We start from the raw sequence: 23,391 nt of genomic DNA on the forward strand, positions 1-23,391 counted from the left end.
GTCAATCGCGAGGACGCGCGGGCCCGTGGCTTCCGTCCGGTCAACGTCCACAGCCGGCACGAGCCCGCCGCCCGGGCAGCGGCGTCGACGTCACCGCGGTTCGCAGCCGTTTATCATCCGGCGGCGGGCACGTGGTACAAGCCCCATGCCCGCGACGGCTAGGACCGCGCGCCGATGCCACGCCGGTATGCCTGCGGGTTGTGCCCGGTCCAGCGTCGCACGGCGCGGTGGAAGGAGCTGTACTCGGCAAACCCGAGCAGGGTGGCGATCTCGTGCAGGGTGTACCGGGGATCGCCGAGGTGCTCCAGCGCAAGCCGGTGTCGCGTGGTGTCGAGCAGCTGCTCGAACGTGGTGCCTTCGGCCCGCAGCCGGCGGTAGAGGGTCTGCCGGCTGATCCCGAGCGCCCGGCTGGTCGCCTCGGCGGTGGGTGGGCCGAGCGGCAGGCGGGTGACGATGTGCTCGCGCACCCGTTGGCTGTCGGCGCCGGTGGCCGCGACGCGTTCGGCGAGCGTCACGGCGTGCGCGCGGAGCACACCGAACAGGTAGCTCTGCGACCGGGGCGGAGTTCGGTCGAGAAGCTCGGCGACGAACGTGATCCGGTCTTCTGCCTGACCGAAGCACACCCGGTCGCCGAAGACCGCCGCATAGGCGGCGGCGTGGCCCGGCCGCTCATGCCGGAAGTCGGCGCGCAGGTCGATGTCAGCGCCTCCGGCCAGAAACCGGAGCGTCATGGCGATCTCGCCGAGCGCGAGCTCGGCGCCCTGCGTAGTGCGCGACGCCGCCTCGATGCGGTGGTAGCTCAGCTCGGCCCGGTCGGTCGCGGTCCGCAGCGCCAGCCGTATCCCGGTACCGAGCACATTGGCGTGACGGACCGCCAGGCACAGCGCCTCGCGCAGCGACGGGCTGTGCGCCGCCAACTGTCCAATCGCGCCCACGTTGCCGTCGGTGGCACACCGGCCGGCCAGCCGCAGCGCCACCCCCGGATCACCGGTCAGGTCCGGTGCCGCGCGTTCGAGCCGAGCCAGCGCGGCGAGCGAGACGTGCGCGTCCGGATCGGTGTACTGGTCGACCGCGAACCCGAGCACCCGGTCGACGGCGACCGGATCAGCCCCGACCGCGACCAGCGAACGGGCGGTGTTCGCCACCACCGCGACGCAGATCGACGCACCCACCTCGCCCACCTTTTCCACCTGCCACCCTCTTCGTGTCACCGGACGCCAGGTAGCTGCAACGTGAGGCGATGGTAATGCGGTGGCCGCGGTCGTAGCGTCGCGGCTTATGAAGCCACTGGTCACACTGCGGACCATTCCCTGCACCGTCTTCGTAGGCGCCTGGTGCGTCGCCGGCTTCCTGGTCATGATGGTCGGCGGGTCGTTCACCGAGGCGCTGTTCAGCCGGGTCGGCTACCCGGGTGCCGGCTGGGGTGGTGTCCCGGTCACCTTCGACCTGGCGGGCAAACGTGCCGCGCTGAACCAGCTCGCGGCGCAGGGCACGCTCGACCTGTTCGGCTGGGTCCAGGTCGTCGACATCACCATCATCGTCGGCACGCTGCTCTTCTTCACCGCGCTCAGCGCGCTCGCATGGCGTGCTCAACCGCCCGGCGGCTGGCTCGACCGGCTCGGTCAGCGCACGACGGCCGCGTTCGTGCTCGCCCCGACCGCCGACGCCGTCGAGAACCTCACCGCACTGGTCCTGATCGCCGGACAGCCGCAGCCGCTGACCGTGCTCAGCCTCGCCAACTCACTCGCCACCCTGGCCAAGACCATCCTGTTCATCGGCGGTTGGGTGGGACTCGCCGCGCTGCTGCTGGCCACCGCGTGGCGGGCGGCGGCAAAATTCGTCAGGTGAGGGTACGGCTGGCCAAGCCCCGCTGAACGCACCCGTCGCGGGGCCAGCAGCAGACTTGGCATCCGCACATGCCGCTGTCGGTGCGCGATCGGGCGTGCTACAGGTTCCCGGACTCTGGCCAGTTGGACCAGTGCGTGTTGGGTGGCGTGTCTGGTGCGTACCGGCTCACGTCTCCTGTCGTCAGTACGTCGGCGAGTTGGCGGAAGGTGATTGACTGGCTGGGAGGTGTGTCCTGGAGAAGGTCTGGGTGGTGCCACTGATCCAGCCGCATGATCTCTGGGATGTCGGCGGGGATTCGCCGCCGCAGCTCGACTTCGTCGGCCAGGAGCAGATCCCGGTGGTCCGGGACGAGTCGACGAAGCACGTCGACCAGATCCTCGCCTCGCTCGGCGGCTACTGCGATCCGTCGGCCTCGTACCACAATCGATGCCCCGTGATAGATCTCGGGCTGGTCAACGTCCTCGATTTCGTCCCAGTTGTCGACCCGGCTGAGGAAGTCCTCGTTGACGTAGCCCGGTTCGCCCTCGGTCAGACAGTTGCCGAAGACGTGAAGGACTTCGATGAGGTTGCCAGCCCTGGGCGAGTATCCCAACGTTTCAACGATGAGCGCCCATCGCTGCGCGTCGCGGTAGGCGTGAAGCCGGGCATCGACCGCGTAGTAGTAGCCGTGGTTCAGGTCCGGAAACATGAAGTCCGCGGCCGCGGTGTCGAGCTGGTCGAGGATCTCGGCGGAGCGCATGATCGTGGAGTGTAGCCACGGGTTCTCCACCATGATCGGTGCACGCACATGCCGCGATTCGCGCGTTGCGGTACCTGGTGCAAGGGCGACGGCGCCTCGCACGTGGTGTTGCCCGAGTTCAGTTCATGCCTAGGCGAGTGCTTGATCTTGGGCTGATGTGCGCGGTGTGTGCTCTCCAGCCGGTGCCACCGTGGGTCAACCGGTGCCAGCGCGGGTCACCGGGGCCGACCGCCGGTCGCAAACGGGGGTTCGTGTGCTCCGGGTGTGGTCCTGGGCTGGGAGAACCCGGGTGCGGGTGACGTGGGTGAACGCGGGCCACTCCCTGCCACCCCAGGTGAACCCCCAGGTCGCTAGACTAGGCACTCGCGCCCTCGTAGCTCAGGGGATAGAGCATCGGTTTCCTAAACCGTGTGTCGCAGGTTCGAATCCTGCCGGGGGCACCTCGAAGATCAGCAGAAACGCCACCTGAGCAGCGGATACGTTCCCACATCGATTGATCATCCTGTGCAGCCGGATGCCACTCTGAGCCGCCGTTTGTAGCCGTCCGTGCAGAGTACGTGCAATGATCTTGACGGCCCTGGAGTGCCAGTTTCCGCAGGTCACAGCCGCGAACGGCAGAGAGGCCGCAGCGCTCGCCACGGCCTCTCCCACGCTACCGGAGATCATCAGCGCAACACTGCCTCGATCCGCTCGTTCATCCGGCTACGGTCCCCGTCGAGGCACTTGGCGTACACCTTGAGCAGCACGTCCACCGAGTGGCCGGCCCGCTGCGCCACCTCGGGTGCCGGCAGCCCGGCGTTGAGCCAGAGCGACACACCGGCATGGCGCAGGTCGTAGGGCCGCCCGGCCAGGGGAGAGGCCACCCGGTCGGGGGTCAGACTCAGCGCCCGCGCCTCTTCCCAGACCCGGGAGTACGTCGAGGACGCCACCACGTTGCCCCGGTCACTGCGGAACAGCCGCCCGTCGGTGCCCACGCCGAACCGGTCGATGTGCGCCCGCAGGATTGCCACCAGCTCCGGCGGGATCGGCACCTCCCGCGCCTCCGTCTCGCCCCGGTGCTTCAACCCCCGGTCGTCGTGGACCTCGCCGCTGTCGGTGTAGCGCTTCCCCGCCGCCGGACGGGACTTCTCCACCGTCAGCAGCCCCCAGCCCGTTGCCGGAAGATGGCAGTCCCGCTCCCGTAGGCCCAGCGCCTCACTCGGTCGCAGCGCCGCGAAGTACAGGCAGGCGTAAAAGGCGGCCAGGCGCTCACCGCGCCGGCCGTTCGTCCCCCGCTGGCCGACGTACGTCACCCCGATCAGCAGTTCCCGCGCCTGGCGGATGTTCACCACGACGCGCCGGTCCACCTCGCCGGCCACCTTCCGCCGGCTCGACCGCACTCGCAGCTTGTCGACCGGGTTGAACTCCAACAGCTCCAGCTCTACGGCGTACTGAAGGACGTTGTAGAAGACCGAGCGCCGCCGCCTGGTCGTCGACGCCGCCGCCGGCCGCCCGTCCAACGTCAGTCCGAGCGCGTCCAACGCCGGCCGCACGGTCGCAGCTTCCGCCAACGCCGACAGCGGCAGCGAAGCCCGGTCCAACCACCGCAGCGCCGCAGCGACATCCGCCGGCCGGTCGAGTTGCCGGGACGCAGGCGGGAACTCCCACTCCCGCAACGCCCGCCGCAGCACGCCCGAATCAGGACGCCCGGCCACCTCGCCGACCAGCGCGGCCGTCACGGTCGCCAGCGCGTCCGTCGTGCTCTCCCGGGACTTGGCCGCCGCGCCCGGCCACTTCATATCGACGTAGCGGCGGACGAACCCGAGCCAGCTCACCGACTCCTTCGGCGCCATCATCGACTCCGGCAAACCGGAGTCACCGTCGAACGCCTCGCCCCGGTTCGCCGCCTGCATCAGGTCAGACCGGAAGTTGTCCGCCAGCGCCCGAGTGGCGAACGTCCGCGACTTCGGCCCCGTCCCCACCAACCACCGGACGGTGTACGACTTCTTGCGGCCCGCCAGCGCGTTGACCTGAATGCCTCGGATCCGCACCTCACGCGACTTCACGCCGCCTCCCGGTGCTGTTCCAGCCAGGCCCGCAGGTCCCGCCGCTCGATCCGCAGTTCGCCGTTGGGCAGCTTGATGCATTCCGGGGCGATGCCCAGTTCACGCCAGCGGTAGAAGGTCCGCCGTGACACTTTGTTGAGCAAGGCGAGGACTTCCGGAACGGTCAACAACTCGCTTTCCATGAGGGGTTCTTTCCTCCAGATGATCAAGCGGCAGGGGTGAGGGGAGCTGCCGTTGCCGGCGTGGCGGTGGCTGTTCGCAGGCGCGCGGTGTCGAGGTCTGTGCGCCAGCGGATGCGTGCGGATATCGCGCGGAGGAGTCGGTGTTCCAGCGGCGGTACGTCGGGGTCTTCGGGGCGGGCGAGTTCGAACTGGTACCGCTTCGACCCGTCCGCGTCGTCGTCGGCCGCCTGGTCGTGTTCCTCGGTGTCGGCCATGCCTCCGGCGAGGATCGCGCGCACCCAGGCGCGGTTGTCTGCGCGGTGGTCGGCGAGGGTCTTGCCGGACCACTGGCGGGAGACGAGGACGCGGCGGCCGGTGAAGCCGAGGGTGGAGCGTTGGTGGACCTTCCCGGTACACCGGCCAGGGGTCAAGCCCGCCTTGACGCCGTCGGGCTGGACGCCGTAGAGCAGCCAGTTGGCGCACGTCGGCGAGCACGGCAGGATCGACAGTTCCGCGTGGAGGCGGTCGAAGTGTGCCTTCTGTGCGTCGGAGCGGGGCTTGGCCTGGTCGGTCAGGTCCTTCGTGACGTACTTCGTCACGTACCGGATGGAGCGTTCCGCGTCGCGGGTGCCCTGCTCGATGCCCCGGGCGTCGATCCGGCCGAGGCGTGCCACGTACGCGGGTCGGCTGTCGGGTTCTTCGAGGGCGTCCAGAGCCTCACCCCAGGTGGGCAGCGGCTGCCGCGTCTTGGGGTCGACGTACGCCTGTCGGTCGACGTTCCACACGGGCGGCTTGTCGACCGGGTAGGCGAGGTGGTCGAAGGGTGGCCACCACACCTGGTGGTAGGTGGCGGCCGCGATCTGCTTGAGCAGTCGGCGCGGGAGGGTGCCCCGGATGGCGAAGTGCGCGTGTGGGGCAAGCCGGCGTTGCAGTTCCACCGCGCCCGCGTATTGGACGTTCCAGCCGGCGGCGCGGCGGACGTTCTGCCACCACCGGTCCAGGACCCGGGCGAAGTGGATCGCATCCAGGGCCGCCCGCCGGTAGTCGTAGCCGGCCGGGTCGACGGGAGTACCGAGCACGTCGTCATGCGGGCCGTGTCGCTGTCCGCACTCGCACGGCGCGACGTAGGCCCCACGCCGTAGGTGGGAGTGCACGGGTCCGTGTGAGCCGAGGGTCAGCGTGATCAGCATCGACGGCCGGTAGGTCTTGCCCGCCCTACCCGGGTAGGCGCGGCCGACGGTGCGCGGGTCGACGGGGAGCCGGGGCAGGTCGGGGGTGTCCTGCCGCCGCCGGGTGGACCGCTTGCGGCGTGGCCGCTCGTCGCGGTCTTTGGGGGTGAGGTGGCCGCGCAGGCTGGTTTCGCCGAGCGCTTCGTCCAGTTCGGCGATGGCGGCGTCGATCTCGGCCACCTGGGCGGCCCGCTCGTCCGGGGTCATGGGCTGGTACTGGATTGCTTCGCGTTCGAACTCCAGATGCGCCCGGACGCGGACCAGGGCGAGGACGTCCTCACCGGGCTTGTCGGGGCGGATGGTGGGTTCGTCGGTGAGGTGCCAGCCCTCGCGGATCTGCTGGATCCGTAGCCGCCGGCCCCGTTCGGCGCATGGCCTGCACTTCGCGGCGAGGGTGGCCCCGCAGGGGACTTCGACGACTTCGGTGAGGCCGGTGGTGGTGTCGGTGCGGCGTAGGGCGAGGGGGCGGACGCAGACGCCGTGTTGCTCGGCGAGCTGCTTGAGCGCGTCCTTGGCCAGGGGTTTGCGCATCCGGTCGGCCCGCGACCCCGGCCGAGGCCGCTGCACCTCGGCCGGAGTCGCGGTGGGCAGGGGTTCCTGTTGGGTCACTGGTCACGCTCCGAGCCGTACGGCGTGCCGTTACGGGGCGCGAAGGCCGCCGCAGGGACGGGCACCAGCCCCGGCCGCTGCACCGCCACGGGGCGGGCCGGGGCGACGGTGACGGCCTGGTCCTCATCCACGGCTTCGGTCACGGCGGCGGGCCGGTGGTCCTCGGTCGGGTCGTAGCCGGGTGGCACCTCACTCCAGCCGCCGGTGTCGGCCGGCTGGTCGACAGGCACCGCCAGGGTCGGGGTGGTCGAGAAGACGAGCTTGGACAGGCCGAGGAACGCCAGCGCAGGAACGGCCGACAGCAGCCAGCCCGACAGGCTCTCCCTCGCCACCGCGAGTTGCGCGGCGAGGGAGAGTGCGACGGCGCAGACGAGCAGGAACAGCGGGTATCCGACCGGGCCGCCGGTGCGGCGTCGCCGGCGGATGGTCAACAGCGCCGCCAGGGGCAGCAATTCGGAGATGGCGGCGTTGGCCCAGCCGAACCAGTCGCCGGTACCGGTGGGGGAGTTGGCCATGGTCCAGTCGTGGACGTGGGTGAACGACGCCGCGCCGGCCAGTCCGCCCACGGTGAGGACGATGAGCACCAGGACTACGCCCTCCACCCGGTCTGCGTTGGTCTTCACGGGTTCACCCCCTCGCTGTTGTCGGTGTCGCTGGGGTGGCGGTAGTCGCGGCCGAGCTGCCGGATGTCGTCATCGGTGAGGTAGGCGAAGCGGACCCGGACGGGTTCGCGGACGCCGTCGAGGACCACGAACCCCACCCCCGGGGCGGATTCGGGGATGCGGTCGCACAGCGCGCCCCGGTCGCGGGCAGCGTCGCCGAGGACCATGTCCACCTGTTCCGGCTCGGTCAGCCGCAGGCCGATGCGGGTGGGGAACAGGTCGCGGAACGGCAGCACGTCCTTACGCGGGTCCTGCAACGCGGCGACCACGTGCACGCCGACCGCCCGGCCCTGGGACAGCAGGAGGCCGAGGGCTTCCTTGATTCGGTCGCGGACCTTCCGATCGGTGATGTACGCGGTCAACGCGGCGAGTTCGTCGACGACCAGGACGAGCAACGGGTCCTCCTGGGTCGGCACGTGCTGGCGGGTCACCCCGCGCAGGCGGGCTGCCCGCAGCCGCATGCGCTTCACGGCTTCTTCCAGGACGCCGGCCATGCTGTCGGGGTCGTCGTAGGCGAACCGGGCGAACAGCGGCACCCCGGCCGCCAACTCCATCCCGCCCTTCGGATCGAACGCCCACACCTCCACCAGCCCCGACCGGATCCCGGCGGCCAGCGACCGGATCAACGACCACAACACCGAACCCTTGCCCGACCCCGTCGCCCCCGCGATCAACACATGCGACCCCGACAGGCGCAGCCGGTAGGTGTTGCCGTCCTCGTCGACGCCGAGGGCGAGCCCGTCCAGGTCCGGCACGTCGGCCACCGGCAGTGGTCCGACGATCTCGGCGAGGGGGTCGCGGCGTACGAGGCGCAGGACCACCCGATCCGGCCGGTTGGTGGAGCGTGCTTGGCCGGTGCGGAGGCGGAAGGCGTAGGCGAGGCGTTCCGCGGCCTGCCCCCAGTCATCCGGGATCTGCCCCGGCAACAGGCGGATGGTCAGTTCGTCGCCGTAACGGTCGCAGCGGACCCGTAGGAGTTGCGGCACGTAGCGGTCACCGGCGAACGCGGTCGCCAGCCCGCAGGTGGCCATCACCGACGCCCACCGACGCCGGTAGACGAACAGGGCGCGGACGCGGGCGACGAGCGGGTACCAGCCGAAGCGCAGCCATGACGACGGGTGCCACCGCCACCAGCCGAGACAGCCGGCGGCAACGGTCAGGACGACGCCGGCCAAGACTAGGCCCCCGAACTCCGCCCGGATCCACAGGGCGAGCGTGGTCGGGCCAGTCAGCCACCAGTACCGGACGGCGAGGACGGTGAGGCGGAACAGGCCCCGGGCCAGCCACCAGAACACCAGCAGCCAACCCGGAACCCGCCACGCCGGAAGGCGCACGTTCATCGGCGCCATGGGGATCTTGTCCCCGGGGATGACGTTGATCAGAGGCACAGGTCACCACCCCGACCCGGACGCGCCAACGTCGAGATGCACGACCGGCAGGACATGCGGCGCAGGTCGAACCGACGCGGCTTGACCCACCGGCAGCACCAGGGACAGCGGATCGCGCACACCCGCCCGGAGGCCGGCGGTAGCCGCAGCGCCGACCGGAGGGTGGCTTCCGTCTCCCGGTAGGCGTGCCGCAGACCGACCAGCCGGAAACGGGTGCGGGTGAGGGTGAGGGCCGCGCCGACGAGCAGGGGCACAGCAGCGATCAGGGCAGGGGGAACTACGGTGGGCATCACGCCCTCCTTCACCAGATGAGGGATGGCAGAGCGCGGGACGGGTCGGGACTCTTGGCGGGGAAACGACCCGCCCCGCGCGCACAACAGACAGCGGTCAGGCCGCCACCGAGCCGGGAACCGCCGACGCCGGACGGATCGCGGTCGCCCGCAGCGAGTACGCCATGCGGGAACGGCAGTCACCCGAGGACCGGCCCGGCTTGCACCGCTGCGAGTCCACGTAGGGAGTGAGGGTCAGACCCTCGAACTCCACCGCCGGCGGATACCCCGGCACCATCGACGGCGGCGGCACCGGCTGCTGCCCGGCAACCACCTTGACCTTCACCTCCGTCGACCGACCGAACTTCCCCGCCTCCGGGTCCAGGTCCATCACCCGCACCACCCAGACCCGCTCCCCGGTGTCCTTGTCCCGCGCCTGGTTGTCCGCCTCACCCCGCCGCTCAAAGTCGATCTGCGGCGACACACCCAGGCAGAGCGCCCCGGCGGGGAACACGTACTCGGACGGGACCGGCACCTTCAACGTCATCGGAACCACGACGAGACCTCCAGTTCCACAAGGCAACTCGACTAGTTGACTTGTTAAGTTGGATTGAAGGTAGAGAGTGCCAACTTGACTTGTCAAGCGGCTAATCCGCTTTGCTCAGTCGAGCGGGTACACGTCTTCCAGGTCGTGCCGCGAGGCGGGAAGGAGCACGTCCACCGCGAGCAGCGGCGTGGCGCTGCGGTCGCAGATCACCAGGAGCACCGTCAGCACGGGATCGTTCTCGCGGACCTGCAACAGCTCGGCCTCTTCGGCGCTGGGCAACCGCGCCGAGATGCGTTCGGTCACGTGGTCGAACTTGAGCCGCTTGCGGGAGGCCACGTGCCGAAGCAGCCCCTCCGGCATCGCGTCTTCGGCTCCCACGCCAGTTCCTTCGGCCAGCTCGACGGACAGGAACGCCGTGCCCAGCTCCACCGGGCCGACTTCCTCAACCGTGATGAGCCGTCGACGCGCCACGACCGGTGTCCCCGGTTCCACGCCCAGGGCGACAGCCGCTCGCGGCGGAGCGGGAACGGTGCCGGCCGCCAGCAGCGTTGATCCGGCCCGTTCGTCGTCGTCGAGCAGGCCATACCGACGTTCCCGCGAGCGTTGCTCGGTGCCGCCAGGGCGGCCAAGGACGAACCGGCCCTTGCCCTGGCGACTCTCGATCCAGCCGCCCTGCCGCAGCAGATCCAACGCCCGGACTACGACGGGCCGGGACGCGCGGAACTCGCGGATGAGTTCGGTTTCGCTGGGCAGCATCCCGCCTAGCGGGTAGGTGCCGTCCTCGATGCGCTGTTGCACCGCGTTGACGATCACCACGTACTTCGGCGGCGCAACCTCGATCGGCACCGTTCACCCCAGACGCAACTTGGCTTGTCAACAGGCTATCTGCGCTGCTGATCTCCTGTCCATGCGCTGTCGCCGTCCCGACCCGGCCTCGGCGTGAACTGGCTTTGCCACTCCCGGAGAGCGTTCTTCAGCCGGGCGTTCTCTTCCCGAAGGCTGGCCTCAGCGGCGTCCCTGGCGATCAGTTCGTCGACGACGCGGCGCAGGAACGCGTAGACGTGTTCCTCGGCCAGGCCGCGCCGCCCGAACCCGGTACGCCGGAACCGCAGCCGCCGCACCTGCTCGGGGACCATCGGAGCCAGCCGCGAGGCCGCTCGAAAGACTCCCACCGCCATCGAACCTCCCATCGAGCCGCCGCCTGTGCTCACTGCCGCACGGCGTTCCTGGCCGTCGTACGTACCGCTGGTTTCCGGTCGGGTTGGCGTACCGCAGCGGGCGGCGGTGTGGCCCGTTGAAGGCCCGCCTTCTGGACGTAGATCTCCCGGCGGTCCAAGGCGTTGCCCTTCGGATCGAGGACGTACCCGGTCAGCCAAATCCACCCGTAGTAGGTCGGCTGATCGGGGACCTTGATGACTCGGAAAATCAACGCCCGGTCGCCGCCGAACTGCACCGACGCGTGCCGGTTGACGTACAGCACGTCTCCCGGCTTCGGAACCATGACCGCCTGCCCTCCACGCGTCGGATGGCCGGGGCACCGAGGCGGGCGGGCATCCGAGCACGGCCGACACCGCGCTTCCACCAACGCCCGCCCCGGGCCAACTCAGGACACGGCGAAACGCCGCGTGATCATCGGAGGGCCGGCGGCCGTCACCGTCAGGCGACGACCGCCAGCCCTGCCCACTGCCCCTGTGCGCCGGTGCCAGCGCAGTCGGGACAGTCGCGCCGTTGCAGCCGGTTCGGGTCACCCGGTGCCCGGAGCGAGCGCCGAGGGCTGGCCATCTTCCAGCCCCGCCCCTCGCACGCGGGACACGCAGCTGGCGCGGACGGCGAGGACCGATGCGGCCCCCGCTGTGGGCGCGGCCCACCCACACACCGCACGACCCGAACTCCGGTTTGCTCAGCGCCCCTCCTCGCCGAGCACCCCTCCCGGTGTCCACGTCGACGCGGCTGCCCATGGGCATCAGCGGGATGCACATGCACAATTGCGGTGGGTGAGCCGTCCATGTAGGAGAGACTGCCCGGGACCTACGGGACCGATCGAGGACCCGTACGTACACCTCTGGCGGACATCGAGCGGACACCACGAGGACCTGCGTTGCCGCAAGGACCTCACCCGGGCGAGCGTGGAGACAGCCCATCAGGAAGGCGTAGACGGATGGCACGAGAACGCCGCGAACCTCGCACGATGCTGGAGTACCTGATCCAGCAGAGCGACCGCACGTACGAGGAACTGGCCGACGAGTTTTCCCGGATGGACTCCCGGGCGGCGATCAGCGCCCGGCACCTCGGGCGGCTGGCACGCGGCGAACGCGACCTGGCCTCATCGACCCCCGCCACCCGGCGGGCACTACAGGCCATGTTCAGCAAGTCCATCGACGAACTACAGCGCCCCTGGGCCTCCCACCAGATGACCCCCGCGCCGGAGCGACACCTTGTTGTCGACCCCACCGGCACCGGCCCGGAAAGGAACCTCCTCGCTATGGCCGCACAACGCGCCCGCCAGTACGCCATGCTCGCCGCCGAGTCCACCAGCCCCGCCGCCATTGAACAGCTCGCCGAGGACGTGCAGCGCCTCGCGTTGGCCTACCCGCAACGACCTGTCAGCCACGTGCTGCCCGACCTGGTCGAGACACAGGACACCCTGTTCACCCTCCTCGAACGCCGCCAAGCGCCGAACCAGTCCAGGGACCTGCACTTCCTCGCCGGCATCACCAGCGGCCTACTCGCCAAGGTCTCCCACGACATGGCCGACCCCCACTCGGCCATGCTCCAGGCCCGCACCGCCGTGCTCTGCGCCGAGCAGGCCGGACACCCCGGGCTACAGGCGTGGCTGCGCGGCCTGCAATCCCTGGTCGCCTACTGGGCCGGCCGCTACGCCGAGGCGGTCCGCTACGCCGAAGCCGGCCGCGAGTACGCCACCCAGGCCGGCGGCACCTCCGCCGTGTGGCTGCCCGCCAGCGCCGCCCGCGCCTACGCCGCACTCGGCAACGCCGAGCAGGCCAAGGCCGCCATCACCGAGGCCGAGGACGCCTGGTCCCGCGTACGCCCCGACGAGATGGACGAGATGGGCGGCATCTGCACCTTCAACCAGCCCCGCACCCTCTACTACGCCAGCGACGCCCTCGCCTGGCTCCCCGGCGAAGCCACCGCCACCGAGCGATACGCCCTGCGCGCCGCCCAGGCGTACGCCGACCCCAACGACCCCGCATGGGCGTCGCGACAGCGCTCACACGCAAACTGGCCATGTCCGCGTGGCAGCGCGACTGAACGCCGCCGCGACGCCCTGGCCCCGTGACTCGGGCTGCCCGCCGACCAGCGCATCAACGGCATCATCCAACTCCGTTGCGCCGCGTCCACCAGGCCAATCACCCGCGCCGGCCACGCAGGCGACGCCCGCGACCTCATAAAACGGCATCGAACACTTCAAAACACACCCCGAAAAAACGCCCTGCCTCGATAGGGCACGATCGGGACCATGGACCCGATCACCATCCCCGGCCGCGTCATCACCCTGCGCGACATGCGCTCCGATGACGCGGCCGACGCGTGGGCAATCGTCGGAGACGACCGCGTCACCCAATGGCTCTCCTTCGACAGCCGGGACCAGGCCGCCGCCGTCGCCATGGTCGAAGGCACCATCCAACGCGCCCAGCACACCCCCCGCACCGAGTACTACCTAGCCGTCACCGACACGGACGACCGGATGATCGGGTTCGCGCGACTCGGCCTCACCGGCCACCAGGCCGCCAAACTCGGATACGCCATCAGCGCCGACCACTGGGGCCACGGCTACGCCACCGACGCCGCTCGCACCATCGTCGACTACGGCTTCCAGACGCTGAAACTCCACCGCATCACCGCAGCCATCGGCCCCGACAACGCTGCCTCCATCGCCGTTGCCGAAAGAGTCGGCATGCAGTACGAAGGCCGGCTACGCGACCACGTCTTCACCAACGGCGGATGGCGCGACTCCCTGCTCTACTCCATCCTCACCCAGGAGTGGACCAGCAACGCCGGCTGACCGGCACCCGCAGGCATCCGGGTGCGACGGGGCCTGACTGGCCGCCGGTACTATCGCCGCCATGCGCGACGCCGACACGCCGCAGCAGGAACCCGCCGACCTCTGCCAGCGCCGCACCAGGCCCACACCTCGCCAACAAGCCGCTAGCATCCGAGCCGCCGCAACCGAGGTGTACGAGCGTGTACAGAAGTGGCGCAGCTCGCCTAGCTGGCAGGACACACCGATGAACGCTCGCCGGCATCAGGTGACCGGGGATGCAGTCGCCGCGCTTGACGAACTACCCGATCCGGCCATGGCGGAAGGCCTTGCAGCACTCGTCGATGCCGTCCGACCCCTACTTGTTGAGTGGCGACCGAGCAGGCCAGGTCCCGAGCAGCAGATATTTGCTGCGGTCGAGCGACTTCGGCAAGCGTGCGAGTAGAGCGGACCGTGCCGAGTCTCTGCAAGTTATTGAGGTGACCGGTCGTGCGGATTACTCGGCCACCGAACCTAAGCCGATCTGGTATTCCGCCGCCCGGCCTCTGGCTTCGGCTATCACGCATCAGTGAAAGCCCCGTTGGCTGTGTGGCACACGAAAAGGCCCCGGACTGCAGGAAGTCCGGGGCCTCGATACCACGACAGTTAAGAACTCGTCATGATTCGTCCAACTGCGTCCAGGATATCAGCCGTGACAGTCAGGAGCGCAGAAAGTGTGACCAGGAGCCATAGCGGTCGGTCCCAACGCCGGCCGGCGGCACGCTGACTGTTACGAGGCTTCTTGCGCTTGTTGTTCCACTGCATTACGTTCGTTTCCTCCCCTTGCAACTTCGACTGGCAAGGCATGGAGTCACGAGGCGCGTCCGTTGCAGCGGGCGCGCCTTCCATGTCTTCGCACAGGAAACCACAGGGAGAGCGGCAGTGGCAGCGCGACACGCCGAAAATCGGGCAGGAAGTATCCACTCCCGTAATCACTAGACTACACGGCTACCGATTAATGGTCAACCTCATGTGGAGGATTTGCGGGCTAGGGGGTAGCCCGCAGGGGGGTGGTCAAGGGTTCAACCATCACCCTGGCCTGCGAAGCCGCCCAACGCACCTCGTGGCTCTGACAACTCCTCGGACTGCTTTCCGCGCCAGGCCGCGTACCTTCGGCAGGTCATCGGACGCTCTGGAATGGCGGCGCCCGCCGATGCCCTCCGTCCGGGCGTGGGTCTGGGCCCGCCCAGACGGAGGGCGCGCAGGTAGTGGTGTGTTCCCGAAGGGTCAGGGCTCAGGTCGCAGCATTGCCGAAACGTTCTCATTAGGATCAAGGCGCTCCGCGCGGCGCGGGCCGGGGCGCGGCAACCGGCTCCTGACGGAGCCGTCGCCCCGGCGCTGACCGCGCCGGGGCGGAAAGTCAGCCGGCCCGCAAACCACGCCCCGCCCCGCGCGTCACCCCTGGTTCCGTGAGGAACCGGTGACGAGTCCCGGACTGACCAGGATCCATGCGACAGCTCTCCCGTCGGTCTCTTCCATCCTCGTGGCACCTCACGGTGGACCGGTCGACGGTCGGCCCGGTGTGGAGAAGGAGTGAAGGTGGGTGGAGGGGGCGGAGGGTGGGGGCGGGGCCGGGGTTAGGGCTGCCTCCGGCGGGGCCCAACGACTCCGGGATGGGGTTGCCGAACGGTTGCGGTCGTGGGTGGTTGGGGTGGGATGCCATCCCGTCCACCGCCGACCCAGGCAGAGCCGAGCAGACCAGGGCCAGGGCGACAAGGTCGTTCGTCCGGTAGGGCGCTCCACCTTGTCACCCTGGCCCTGGCCCGCTCCACGGAGTGTGGGTCGGCGGCAGACAGTGAGGATGGTGAGGTGGGTCGCCGGGCTGGCCTGACTCACCGGCAGACCGACGGTTGCTGTCCTCATCCCGATTCGTCGGCCGGCTCGGTGGCCCCGCCAACTGCATGTCACCGGCCAGGCGTCGTGAGGTTCCCCCGGTTTGCCGGAGGGTTGGTTACCTGGCGCCGGTGGGCTCAGGCTGAACGATAGTCGTCTCGTCTGGTCGGGCCTGGTGGGCGTGCCAGGCGGCTTCGTACTCGTCTGGGGAGCGCCAGCCGAGGTCTTTCTGGATGCGGCGGGTGTTGTACCACCCGTCGATGTAGGCGAAGATCGCGTTCTCGGCTTCGTCGCGGGTCCGCCAGGAGTTTCGGTAGACCAGTTCGATCTTCAACGTTGACCAGAAGTTCTCCATGAGGGCGTTGTCGAACGAGTCGCCGACGGAGCCCATCGAGGGCAGAATGCCGTTGTCGGCCAGGCGCTGGGCGAAGCGGAACGACGTGTAGTTCGACCCGCGGTCGCTGTGGTGGATCAGTTGGCCGTCGCGGACGTCGCGGGACCAGATGCCGTATTCGAGGGCGCCGAGGATCAGGTCGGTGTCGCATCGGTCGGAGCACCGCCAGCCCACGATGCGGTTGGAGAAGACATCCCGCACCGCGGCCAGCCAGAACACGCCCTGCCCGCAGGGGATGCGGGTCGCGTCGGCGACCCACAGCCGGTTGGGCGCCGCAGCGGTGAACTGCCGGTTGACCAAGTCCGGAGCGGGCGTCGCCTTCGGGTTCGACCGGGTGGACGGGATGCGCCACTTCTTGCGCAGGAACGCCCCTTGCAGGCCGGCGGTCCGCATCAACCGCTCGACCCGCCTGCGACTCAGCTGGCGGCCTTGGCGGCGCAGCATGGCGTGCACTCGCGGGCTGCCGTAGGTGCCGCCCGACACATCGTGGATCTCCGCGATCTCCACCGCCAGATCCGCGTCCTCACGTCGGCGAGCGGAGGGGTTGGCGGCTTGGGTGAGCCAGCCGTAGTAGGTGGAGACGGCGACGTTGAGGACCCGGAGGACGGGCTCGACCCCGAAGCGGTCGCGTAGCTCGTCGACGAGCGTCACGACCGTCGCCGGGTCGGGTCGAGTTCCGAGGCGAAAAAAGCCGAGGCGGCTTTCAGGATCTCATTGGCCCGCTTCAGCTCCGCGTTCTCCCGCCGCAACCGACGCAACTCCTCCACCTCCGAGGTCGTCGGCCGGTCGCCCCGCAGGCCACGGTCGGCCTCGTCCTGGCGGATCCAGTTGCGCAACGCCTCGTGATGCACCCCAAGCTGGCGGGCCAGCTGGCGGATCACGGGCTTCGGGTCCGACTCCCGATACAAGCGCACCGCACGAGCAATAGTCAAGACTTGTGGATGAGGATCTTGATCAGGCCGCTGCTGCGGTCGTGGTGATGGGTTCGGCGGTGGGTCGTTCGACGAGCTGGCCTCGTTCGAAACGGGCACCGGCTCGGACCAGCGCGACGAGGTGCGGTGCGTTGACCGCTCGCCACCGGTGTTGGGCGGCCTCGATGAGCTTGAACGCCATCGCGAGGCCGGCGGCCTTGGAGCCTGGCCCTTTGGTGACCTTCGTGCGATGCCGAACCGTGGCGAACGTCGACTCGATAGGGTTCGTGGTGCGCAGGTGCACCCAGTGCTCGGCCGGGAAGTCGTAGAACGCCAGGAGCTCGTCGAGGTCGTCGACGACCTTGGCGACGGCTTTGCCGAACTTCGCGGCGTAGGCGAGCTTGAATCCGGCCACGGCGCGGCGGGCGTGGTCACGGTCCTCGGCGTTCCAGATCTCCGCGAGGGCCTTCTTCGCCCCGGGATGAGCGGACTTCGGCAGCGCGGCCAAGACATTGCCGATCTTGTGGAACCAGCAGCGCTGCTCCCGGCTGGCGGGAAAAACTTCACGTAGCGCGTTCCAGAACCCCAGCGCCCCGTCGCCCACGGCCAGGACGGGAGCGCGCATCCCGCGTCGGGCACAGTCGCGCAGCAGGTCCGCCCAGGAGCCGGCCGACTCCCGGTAGCCCTCCGCGAGCGCGACGAGTTCCTTACGCCCGCAGGCACGAACGCCGACGATCACCAACAGACACAGCTTCTCCTGCTCCAGGCGCACGTTGAGGTGCACGCCGTCGGCCCACACGTACACGTAGTCGGCCGTCGACAGGTCCCGGCCGCTAAAGGCGCGTGCCTCGTCCTGCCACTGCACGGTCAACCGGGTGATCGTCGTGGCGGACAGCCCGGAACCGGTGCCCAGGAACTGCTCCAGAGCCGGCACGAAATCCTGTGAGGACAGGCCGTGCAGGTACAACAACGGCAACACCTCGCTGATCTTCGGGGACTTGCGGCACCACGCGGGCAGGATCGCCGAGGCGAACCTGCGACGCTCACCGGTCTCGTCGACGCGCTTGTCGTTGACCCGCGGCGTGCTCACCTCGACCGCTCCGGCGCTGGTGAGCACCTGCCGCGACCGCGCGTGGCCGTTGCGCACCACCAGCCGCCGGCCCTGCGCGTCGACCTGGTCAGCGTGCGCCGCGATGTACGCGGCGACCTCGGCTTCGAGGGCCGCCGCCAGCATCCGCCGCGCGCCGTCACGCACGATCTCATCGATCAACGACCCGCCGACCGTGGCCGGCTCGGACACCGCCGTTGGCGTGGGCTCACCAGGGTTGACTACCGTAAGCACGGGCGTACCTTCCCGGCCCGCGTTGGCGCGCGGGCTCTACTCGATTCCTTGGACTTGGAGCTCGCCGGGAGGGTACGCCCCCACGACGCTCATCCACAGGTTTCGAGCATTGCTCCACCGCACGTTCGCGCAGCTCATCGGGATACTTCTTCGGTGCTGCCACGGATGACTCCCTTCAGCTCCATCAGAGCATGATCGAAAGCCTCCGAGCTACCGGGGGAACCTCATCGTGACTTGATAGGAGCCTGTGCGAGAGGCACCCACCACTGTGTTGTCCGATCGCCTGACCGGTGACGTGTCCACGTGATTCTCGACGCGACCGAGAAAGGCGGACCTCACCAGCATGGCAGCGAAGAAGCGATCGGTCATCGGTGGTGTCGACACCCACCGCGACACCCACCACGCAGCGGTCATCGACAGCACCGGCGGCCTCCTGGACGACGCCGAGTTCCCGGCAACCGCCGCCGGCTATACAGACCTGCTGACCTGGATGCGCTCGTTCGGCCGGCTGATCGCCGTCGGCGTCGAAGGCACCGGCAGCTACGGCGCCGGCCTGGCCCGCCATCTGGCCAGCCACAAGATCACCGTGGTCGAGGTCGACCGACCCGACCGCAGGACCCGTCGGATCAAGGGCAAGTCCGACCCGATCGACGCTATCGCCGCCGCCCGAGCGACCCTCGCCGGTACGGCCATGGGGACACCCAAGACCCGCACCGGACCGGTGGAAGCCATCCGCGCCCTGCGAGTGGCTCGCCAGGGAGCGGTCAAGGCCCGCACTGCGGCCATCAACCAGATGCGCGGCCTGGTCGCCGCCGCCCCCGAAACTCTGCGCGCCCAGTTGACCAAGCTCAGCGCTGCGGTCCTGGTCAACCGCTGCGCCACCCTCACCACCGATCCGACCCGGCTCCAAGACCCGGAACAGGCCACCGCCGCCGCGTTGGCTGGACTCGCCCGGCGGATCACCGCCCTGACTGAGGAGATCACCGCCCTCGATCGGCAGCTGGCACCCCTGGTCCGCGAGGCCGCCCCCCGCACCAGCGCTCTGTTCGGCGTCGGCACCGACGTCGCCGCCCAACTCCTGACCACCGCCGGCGACAACCCCGACCGGCTGCGGTCAGAAGCCGCTCTCGCCCACCTCTGCGGCGCGGCACCCATCCCTGCCAGCTCCGGACGGGTGCGCCGCCACCGCCTCCACCGAGGAGGCGACCGTGGTGCCAACCACGCCCTGCACACGATCGCCCTATGTCGCCTGCGCTACGACCCACGCACCCGCGCCTACCAGCAACGACGCATCACCGAAGGCCTCAGCAAGCAAGAGATCCTCCGCTGCCTCAAGCGCTACATCGTCCGCGACGTCTACACCGCCCTACGCGCCGACTTCGCCGCCCTCGCCCCTTGACCTCCATAGGAGCATCGGGATGGCAGGAGGTGGCGGCGGATCACCGTTCACCACGTCGCCATCTTGAACAGCCGACCCTCTTGGCCCTCGTCGTGAAGGGTGACGACCACGTCCTCTGGCGTGAGCGTCAGCCGACTTGAGCCAATGGGCAGAGGAAGATCGCTGTCGAGCAGCGAGATGATCGGCTGGATTCCGAGACCGGCATACTCTCTAAAGACGCCAATCAGCTTCTCCCTCTTGCGTGGCTCCAGTTGCTCCAGTGCGCCGTCGTGATACACAAAACGCGGGAACGGCACATCTAGGTAAGTTCTGAGGAATGCGAGATCGAAGGCGATGCAGAGGAGCTTCCGGTATGATGTTCCTCTATCGCCACTCGTTGCTATTCCAGCGCTCCCTATGAACTCGGCGGTAAAGTCAAGCCCTCCCTGATTGTTCACCCTAATTGCAATAATGGCATTTTGCCCCAAAACTTCATAGATGATCTCAGTAAAATAACGACGCAGTCGGCCAAATCGGCTTTCTTCGTCACGGCTGATTTCCTCAATCTGTGTCTCAACTGCGGTTTCGAGGTGACCGAAATCCTCTGCGAGCGACCGCTGTTGCCGGCGTAGCTCTGCGAACCTCGCCGCAGCCGACCGCCTAGCTTCGAGCAAGCTCAATTCGCCTTGAAGGTTCGTTAGATCAAGGGAAAGGCTTTTGTATTTGTCCAGCGAGTCGGAATTCCTCAAAAATTCTAGTGACTGAGCCCGCCTCAGGTTCAGCGTCTCAAGTTCCTTGCGGATCTCTGCGAGCCGAGCTTGACTGTCTTCTAGCTGTTCCTGGAGAGCGTCCCGTCTTTCTTCGGTGATTGCTCGGTTGAAAGCAACGAGTTGCGCATATTCTTTCTTAATCTGATCACCTAGAAAGACTCCAGCCTGAAGGAATAGTTCCTCGGCGTCCTTCGGGCGGAAAAGCACCTGCTCCTCTTCTAGCGACTCAGCAATGCGCTGTATCAGCCGGCTGAGTCGATAACTTTCCTCATTTAGGGCCGAAATTTGCGCCTCGGTCCGGTCAATCAATTCCGAGGTTGCTCGGGTATCTTCCTCTTGGAAGTTGAAGGAAGCAAGGGTTGTGGATTTAGCGTCGATATCCCGCCTCTTGACAGAAATCAAGCCGTCCAGCATCGACGGGTCGACGTCTTCGCCACTCCATTCTCGGGTAAGTGTGGCGAGATCCGACGTAGCTCTATTTAGTTCTTCCCTCTTCTGATAGAGCTCGACAACCGGATCGGAGTCCATCCCGATCAGGTGTGCTACAAACGGTTTCCAATCTAAGTGCTTCCCGGTGAACTTACCCAGTTGGAAGACATCAAGGTAGTCTCGTTGGGACCTAATTAGATAGCCAACTACCTTCCTGAATCCCCAGGGCCGGAGGGAACCAATGGCCAGCATCCCGTCTAGCAGGAGTTTGGCACGGTCGAACGGCAGACCAACGTGATCCCAATCCGGACTACCGAGTGCCGTAATGTCCTCGATTGGGGACGCGCTCCGCTTAAAGAAGATCTTTGAGCCAGGGTCAACCGGACGTCCGATTGTTAGGTAACCGCCGCTCGGCAGCTCAACCTCTAGGTAAAAGGTGAACTTCTCGAAGAGCGACCGGTGCTTGAAGAGGAAGAAGCTGCTACTTTTTCCCTTGAGAAGGCAGAAATCGATCAGCTCTGCAAGAGTGGTCTTACCGAGATTATGGGTGTCGAGGAGCCTGTTTTCTGGAAGGCGAATCTCGGCTAGGATGGCCGAAAGTCCGTCGTTGAACGTTATGGACCTAAAGACTTCCGGCCTATTCGAGTAGAGCCTCTTAAGCTTCATCACTTCCCCGCATACTCAAAGAGATCGGTAGTGGCGCGATACTCCACCAAGCCGAGCAAGTACAGGAGACTCACTGCGGGGGTGAAGAGGAAATCGGAGCCACGCGACGCTTTGTCCAGGACCGCCCTTAGATCCGCATAGGGTACCGCCCGCTTCCTTCTCAGCTCAGCGAGAAGCACCGTTGCGGCGGCTAGGACGGTCTGGTCCGGGTGGGAATGCTTATTGGGCCTGAGCATCTGGCGTTTCCCCGATGTCGCAATGCCAGTACATGTAGAAAATCATCGCCCGAGTCAGGCCCTTGTTTCGCGATAGCACCCCGTCTCTCTTGAAGAGAAAGTCAACTAAGTAATTGAATAGTCTGTCGAAAGTTTGATAGTCTTTGCGACTTGCGATTATCTTAAACTGAAACTCTTCGACCGCGCCTTCGTATAGGCGTAGTATATCGGCATTGGCTGGGTCGGCTAGGAAGCGCCCAATCCGGTGCGTTTCGGACAGAAATCGCCTTTTGAGCTGCTGAGCAAACTCCGGCGTCATGCCGTTAGCTCGGTTCTTTTCGTCGTACGTCACACGGTCTACCACCGGAGCGTCATCGAGGGATGGGGACGCGTGAATCCCCTCCGCGATCCCCAAGATAACTTCCGCTAGTTCATAACTCGAAACTAGGAGGGGGCCGTCAATGGGATCAATGCGGGCCCGACGGACGATGTCCGGATAGGTATGCAGCATGTCATCTAGGTACTCAACTCCGGCAAGGAATATGCGGCTCTCGTTAAGACCTGTTTCCTCGGCCAGGCGGTCCTTGATGCGAGAATTGATTACGCCACCCAAGCGTCTGTTGCTAAACAAGATATAGTTGTGAAGCTCGTCGGCAACTACCAACTTGCGAATTCGCGGAATCTCCTCCGAAAGTACCGAGCTTTTGGCGGTGCCACTGAACTCGCTGTCACTAAAGTGAGCGTTGCTGGCGTTTGTGTGCTTCGCCTGGCCGATGGTAATTTGAGTCCAAGGCTGGGCCGTACTTGGGAAGCTAGCAGCGGTGCCATCGAAGCGTGCGTCTCGTCCGCCATCCGGTCCGGCGGCGAAGGACTGGACTCCCTCGCCGAAGAGCATCCGCATGCACTGCACCACCAGTCGTTCGAACTGGCTGTCGTCCAGGTCTTCATACGGGTACCCCATCCTTGCAGGCTACCGACTGGATAGAGCGAGCGCGATCTCCGATTTCCGTTGGATGTCAACCTTGGAGGGTGCGGCAGAGCCGCTCAGCGGGTTCGCCGCCGCAGTGGGCGCAACTAACCCTGCACGACTGTCCAAAAGGTGACACGCCGTCCGAACAACCCTGTCGGAGCTGTTGGTGGCGCGCTTAGGAGGCTGCGAACCGGCATTAGGTAGGGCAGCAAGGTGCAGCAACCGATGCCCTGTAGCCGCCACGGCGTCGGCTATCCACCATCTGGCAGCTGAGACGGCCGACGGGCGTAGCCCGGGGCCGACGGGAGGCGACACAACGAGTAGGTCACGGTAGGCACCGACGCCGGCCGACAGAATTCTTGATCTTTGCAAGGCAGGGGCAGCCGTTGCGCTTGCGGCCTGCCCTGCGGGCGGCCTCCGGCCGTCCTCGGGCGTCCGCAGTGCCTCGTGCAAAGTGCGTGCAATGATCATGCCTTGCAGTGCTGGCGAGGAGCCGGCCCACGCAGGTCACGGCCACGAGGGCAGGACTGCCGCTGTCGCCTTCCTAAACCGTGTGTCGCAGGTTCGAATCCTGCCGGGGGCACCTCGAAGATCAGCCAAAACGCCACCTAAGCAGCGGATACGTTCCCGCATCGATCGGCAACCTAGCGGCAGTCGTGAGCCAGTTAGCCCAATCTAGGGTTCGTGAGGCCAGAAGGCAGATTGCACGCGGAGATTGTCACCGCACTCGACGTTCACCTCGCGGAGATGCACCGGCTGCGGCGGCGGCTCACCGATGCCCGCGCCGTCGAGCCGGGCGAGCGCTTGGAGGTCGTTCTGGAGATCGCTGCCAGCGCGGAATGCTTGGCGCATGCGGTCTACGCGAATCGGCCGGAGCCCGCCGTCATCTCGACTGCCTTACGGTAGACGTGCTCGCAGCACGGCGACCCGCCGCCGAGGGCGTCTGT

Annotated in this window: 23 protein-coding genes and 1 tRNA gene; 6 read left to right on the top strand and 18 right to left on the bottom strand. The window is 67.4% G+C overall.

The window, feature by feature from the left end:
* Window positions 1-158 precede the first annotated feature (158 nt).
* Window positions 159-1,181: an AraC family transcriptional regulator gene (locus tag MCAG_RS17715; RefSeq protein WP_036373981.1), complete on the bottom strand. Its 1,023-nt coding sequence runs from the start codon at window positions 1,179-1,181 to the stop codon at window positions 159-161.
* 97 nt (window positions 1,182-1,278) lie between these two features.
* Between MCAG_RS17715 and MCAG_RS17720 the strand changes: the two genes are divergently transcribed.
* Window positions 1,279-1,848 carry a hypothetical protein gene (locus MCAG_RS17720; RefSeq protein WP_036373983.1) on the top strand — a complete coding sequence of 190 codons (570 nt, stop codon included), beginning with the start codon at window positions 1,279-1,281 and terminating at the stop codon, window positions 1,846-1,848.
* Window positions 1,849-1,945: 97 nt separating this feature from the next.
* On the opposite strand, the gene MCAG_RS17725 is transcribed toward MCAG_RS17720, so the two are convergent.
* The gene (locus MCAG_RS17725) at window positions 1,946-2,587 is read right to left on the bottom strand and encodes a hypothetical protein (RefSeq protein WP_036377418.1); all 642 of its coding nucleotides are present in this window, start codon (window positions 2,585-2,587) and stop codon (window positions 1,946-1,948) included.
* 367 nt (window positions 2,588-2,954) lie between these two features.
* Between MCAG_RS17725 and MCAG_RS17730 the strand changes: the two genes are divergently transcribed.
* Window positions 2,955-3,027: transfer RNA gene (locus tag MCAG_RS17730), tRNA-Arg, on the top strand.
* A 225-nt stretch (window positions 3,028-3,252) separates the two neighbouring features.
* Here the strand turns inward: MCAG_RS17730 and MCAG_RS34965 are convergent.
* The 10 genes from MCAG_RS34965 to MCAG_RS17780 form a co-directional block, all read right to left on the bottom strand.
* The gene (locus MCAG_RS34965; RefSeq protein WP_036373985.1) at window positions 3,253-4,632 is read right to left on the bottom strand and encodes a tyrosine-type recombinase/integrase; all 1,380 of its coding nucleotides are present in this window, start codon (window positions 4,630-4,632) and stop codon (window positions 3,253-3,255) included.
* On the bottom strand, window positions 4,629-4,814 hold the full coding sequence (locus tag MCAG_RS17740; RefSeq protein WP_007074352.1) for an AlpA family transcriptional regulator: 186 nt from the start codon (window positions 4,812-4,814) through the stop codon (window positions 4,629-4,631). Before MCAG_RS17740 ends, MCAG_RS34965 begins: the two co-directional genes overlap by 4 nt.
* A gap of 23 nt (window positions 4,815-4,837) precedes the next feature.
* Window positions 4,838-6,553, bottom strand: a complete 1,716-nt coding sequence (locus MCAG_RS17745; RefSeq protein ID WP_369751367.1) for a replication initiator — start codon at window positions 6,551-6,553, stop codon at window positions 4,838-4,840.
* Between the two features lie 74 nt (window positions 6,554-6,627).
* A complete protein-coding gene (locus MCAG_RS17750) occupies window positions 6,628-7,254 on the bottom strand; it encodes a hypothetical protein (RefSeq protein WP_007074354.1) in 627 nt (208 codons plus the stop codon).
* Window positions 7,251-8,681, bottom strand: a complete 1,431-nt coding sequence (locus MCAG_RS17755; RefSeq protein ID WP_007074355.1) for an FtsK/SpoIIIE domain-containing protein — start codon at window positions 8,679-8,681, stop codon at window positions 7,251-7,253. The genes MCAG_RS17750 and MCAG_RS17755 overlap by 4 nt, the downstream gene beginning before the upstream one ends.
* Window positions 8,672-8,971 carry a hypothetical protein gene (locus MCAG_RS17760; RefSeq protein WP_036373988.1) on the bottom strand — a complete coding sequence of 100 codons (300 nt, stop codon included), beginning with the start codon at window positions 8,969-8,971 and terminating at the stop codon, window positions 8,672-8,674. The genes MCAG_RS17755 and MCAG_RS17760 overlap by 10 nt, the downstream gene beginning before the upstream one ends.
* Window positions 8,972-9,068: 97 nt before the next feature.
* On the bottom strand, window positions 9,069-9,497 hold the full coding sequence (locus tag MCAG_RS17765; protein WP_232290211.1) for a hypothetical protein: 429 nt from the start codon (window positions 9,495-9,497) through the stop codon (window positions 9,069-9,071).
* Window positions 9,498-9,611: 114 nt separating this feature from the next.
* Window positions 9,612-10,343, bottom strand: a complete 732-nt coding sequence (locus MCAG_RS17770; protein ID WP_007074358.1) for a GntR family transcriptional regulator — start codon at window positions 10,341-10,343, stop codon at window positions 9,612-9,614.
* 35 nt (window positions 10,344-10,378) lie between these two features.
* Entirely contained in the window at window positions 10,379-10,675 is a 297-nt protein-coding gene (locus MCAG_RS17775) for a DivIVA domain-containing protein (RefSeq protein WP_157548114.1), read from the bottom strand.
* 29 nt (window positions 10,676-10,704) lie between these two features.
* Window positions 10,705-10,998 carry a hypothetical protein gene (locus MCAG_RS17780; RefSeq protein WP_007074360.1) on the bottom strand — a complete coding sequence of 98 codons (294 nt, stop codon included), beginning with the start codon at window positions 10,996-10,998 and terminating at the stop codon, window positions 10,705-10,707.
* Between the two features lie 687 nt (window positions 10,999-11,685).
* Between MCAG_RS17780 and MCAG_RS17785 the strand changes: the two genes are divergently transcribed.
* Window positions 11,686-12,795: a hypothetical protein gene (locus tag MCAG_RS17785; RefSeq protein ID WP_232290212.1), complete on the top strand. Its 1,110-nt coding sequence runs from the start codon at window positions 11,686-11,688 to the stop codon at window positions 12,793-12,795.
* A gap of 180 nt (window positions 12,796-12,975) precedes the next feature.
* Window positions 12,976-13,521, top strand: a complete 546-nt coding sequence (locus MCAG_RS17790) for a GNAT family N-acetyltransferase (RefSeq protein WP_007074362.1) — start codon at window positions 12,976-12,978, stop codon at window positions 13,519-13,521.
* A 1,966-nt stretch (window positions 13,522-15,487) separates the two neighbouring features.
* Here the strand turns inward: MCAG_RS17790 and MCAG_RS17795 are convergent.
* Genes MCAG_RS17795 through MCAG_RS17805 form a run of 3 tightly spaced genes read right to left on the bottom strand, consistent with a single transcriptional unit; the run spans window position 15,488 to window position 18,016 of the window.
* Window positions 15,488-16,414 (bottom strand): IS3 family transposase, encoded by a 927-nt coding sequence (locus tag MCAG_RS17795; protein ID WP_007071079.1) that lies wholly within the window; start codon window positions 16,412-16,414, stop codon window positions 15,488-15,490.
* Window positions 16,411-16,695: a transposase gene (locus MCAG_RS17800; protein WP_036373990.1), complete on the bottom strand. Its 285-nt coding sequence runs from the start codon at window positions 16,693-16,695 to the stop codon at window positions 16,411-16,413. Before MCAG_RS17800 ends, MCAG_RS17795 begins: the two co-directional genes overlap by 4 nt.
* A 22-nt stretch (window positions 16,696-16,717) precedes the next feature.
* Window positions 16,718-18,016, bottom strand: a complete 1,299-nt coding sequence (locus tag MCAG_RS17805; protein WP_007074364.1) for an IS256 family transposase — start codon at window positions 18,014-18,016, stop codon at window positions 16,718-16,720.
* Window positions 18,017-18,359: 343 nt separating this feature from the next.
* On the opposite strand from MCAG_RS17805, the gene MCAG_RS17810 reads away from it, so the two are divergent.
* Window positions 18,360-19,415: an IS110 family transposase gene (locus tag MCAG_RS17810; RefSeq protein ID WP_007074365.1), complete on the top strand. Its 1,056-nt coding sequence runs from the start codon at window positions 18,360-18,362 to the stop codon at window positions 19,413-19,415.
* Between the two features lie 47 nt (window positions 19,416-19,462).
* On the opposite strand, the gene MCAG_RS31040 is transcribed toward MCAG_RS17810, so the two are convergent.
* The 3 genes from MCAG_RS31040 to MCAG_RS17825 are packed head-to-tail and all read right to left on the bottom strand — an operon-like array spanning window position 19,463 to window position 22,435.
* Window positions 19,463-21,259: a DUF2326 domain-containing protein gene (locus MCAG_RS31040; protein ID WP_007074366.1), complete on the bottom strand. Its 1,797-nt coding sequence runs from the start codon at window positions 21,257-21,259 to the stop codon at window positions 19,463-19,465.
* Entirely contained in the window at window positions 21,259-21,495 is a 237-nt protein-coding gene (locus tag MCAG_RS36285) for an ABC-three component system middle component 8 (protein ID WP_007074367.1), read from the bottom strand. Before MCAG_RS36285 ends, MCAG_RS31040 begins: the two co-directional genes overlap by 1 nt.
* On the bottom strand, window positions 21,479-22,435 hold the full coding sequence (locus MCAG_RS17825) for an ABC-three component system protein (RefSeq protein WP_007074368.1): 957 nt from the start codon (window positions 22,433-22,435) through the stop codon (window positions 21,479-21,481). Before MCAG_RS17825 ends, MCAG_RS36285 begins: the two co-directional genes overlap by 17 nt.
* A 711-nt stretch (window positions 22,436-23,146) precedes the next feature.
* Here MCAG_RS17825 and MCAG_RS17830 point away from each other — a divergent pair.
* Complete coding sequence (locus MCAG_RS17830) at window positions 23,147-23,350, top strand: hypothetical protein (RefSeq protein WP_007074369.1); 204 nt, start codon at window positions 23,147-23,149, stop codon at window positions 23,348-23,350.
* Window positions 23,351-23,391 lie beyond the last annotated feature (41 nt).

It is taken from the genome of Micromonospora sp. ATCC 39149 (assembly GCF_000158815.1).
Lineage (GTDB): Bacteria > Actinomycetota > Actinomycetes > Mycobacteriales > Micromonosporaceae > Micromonospora.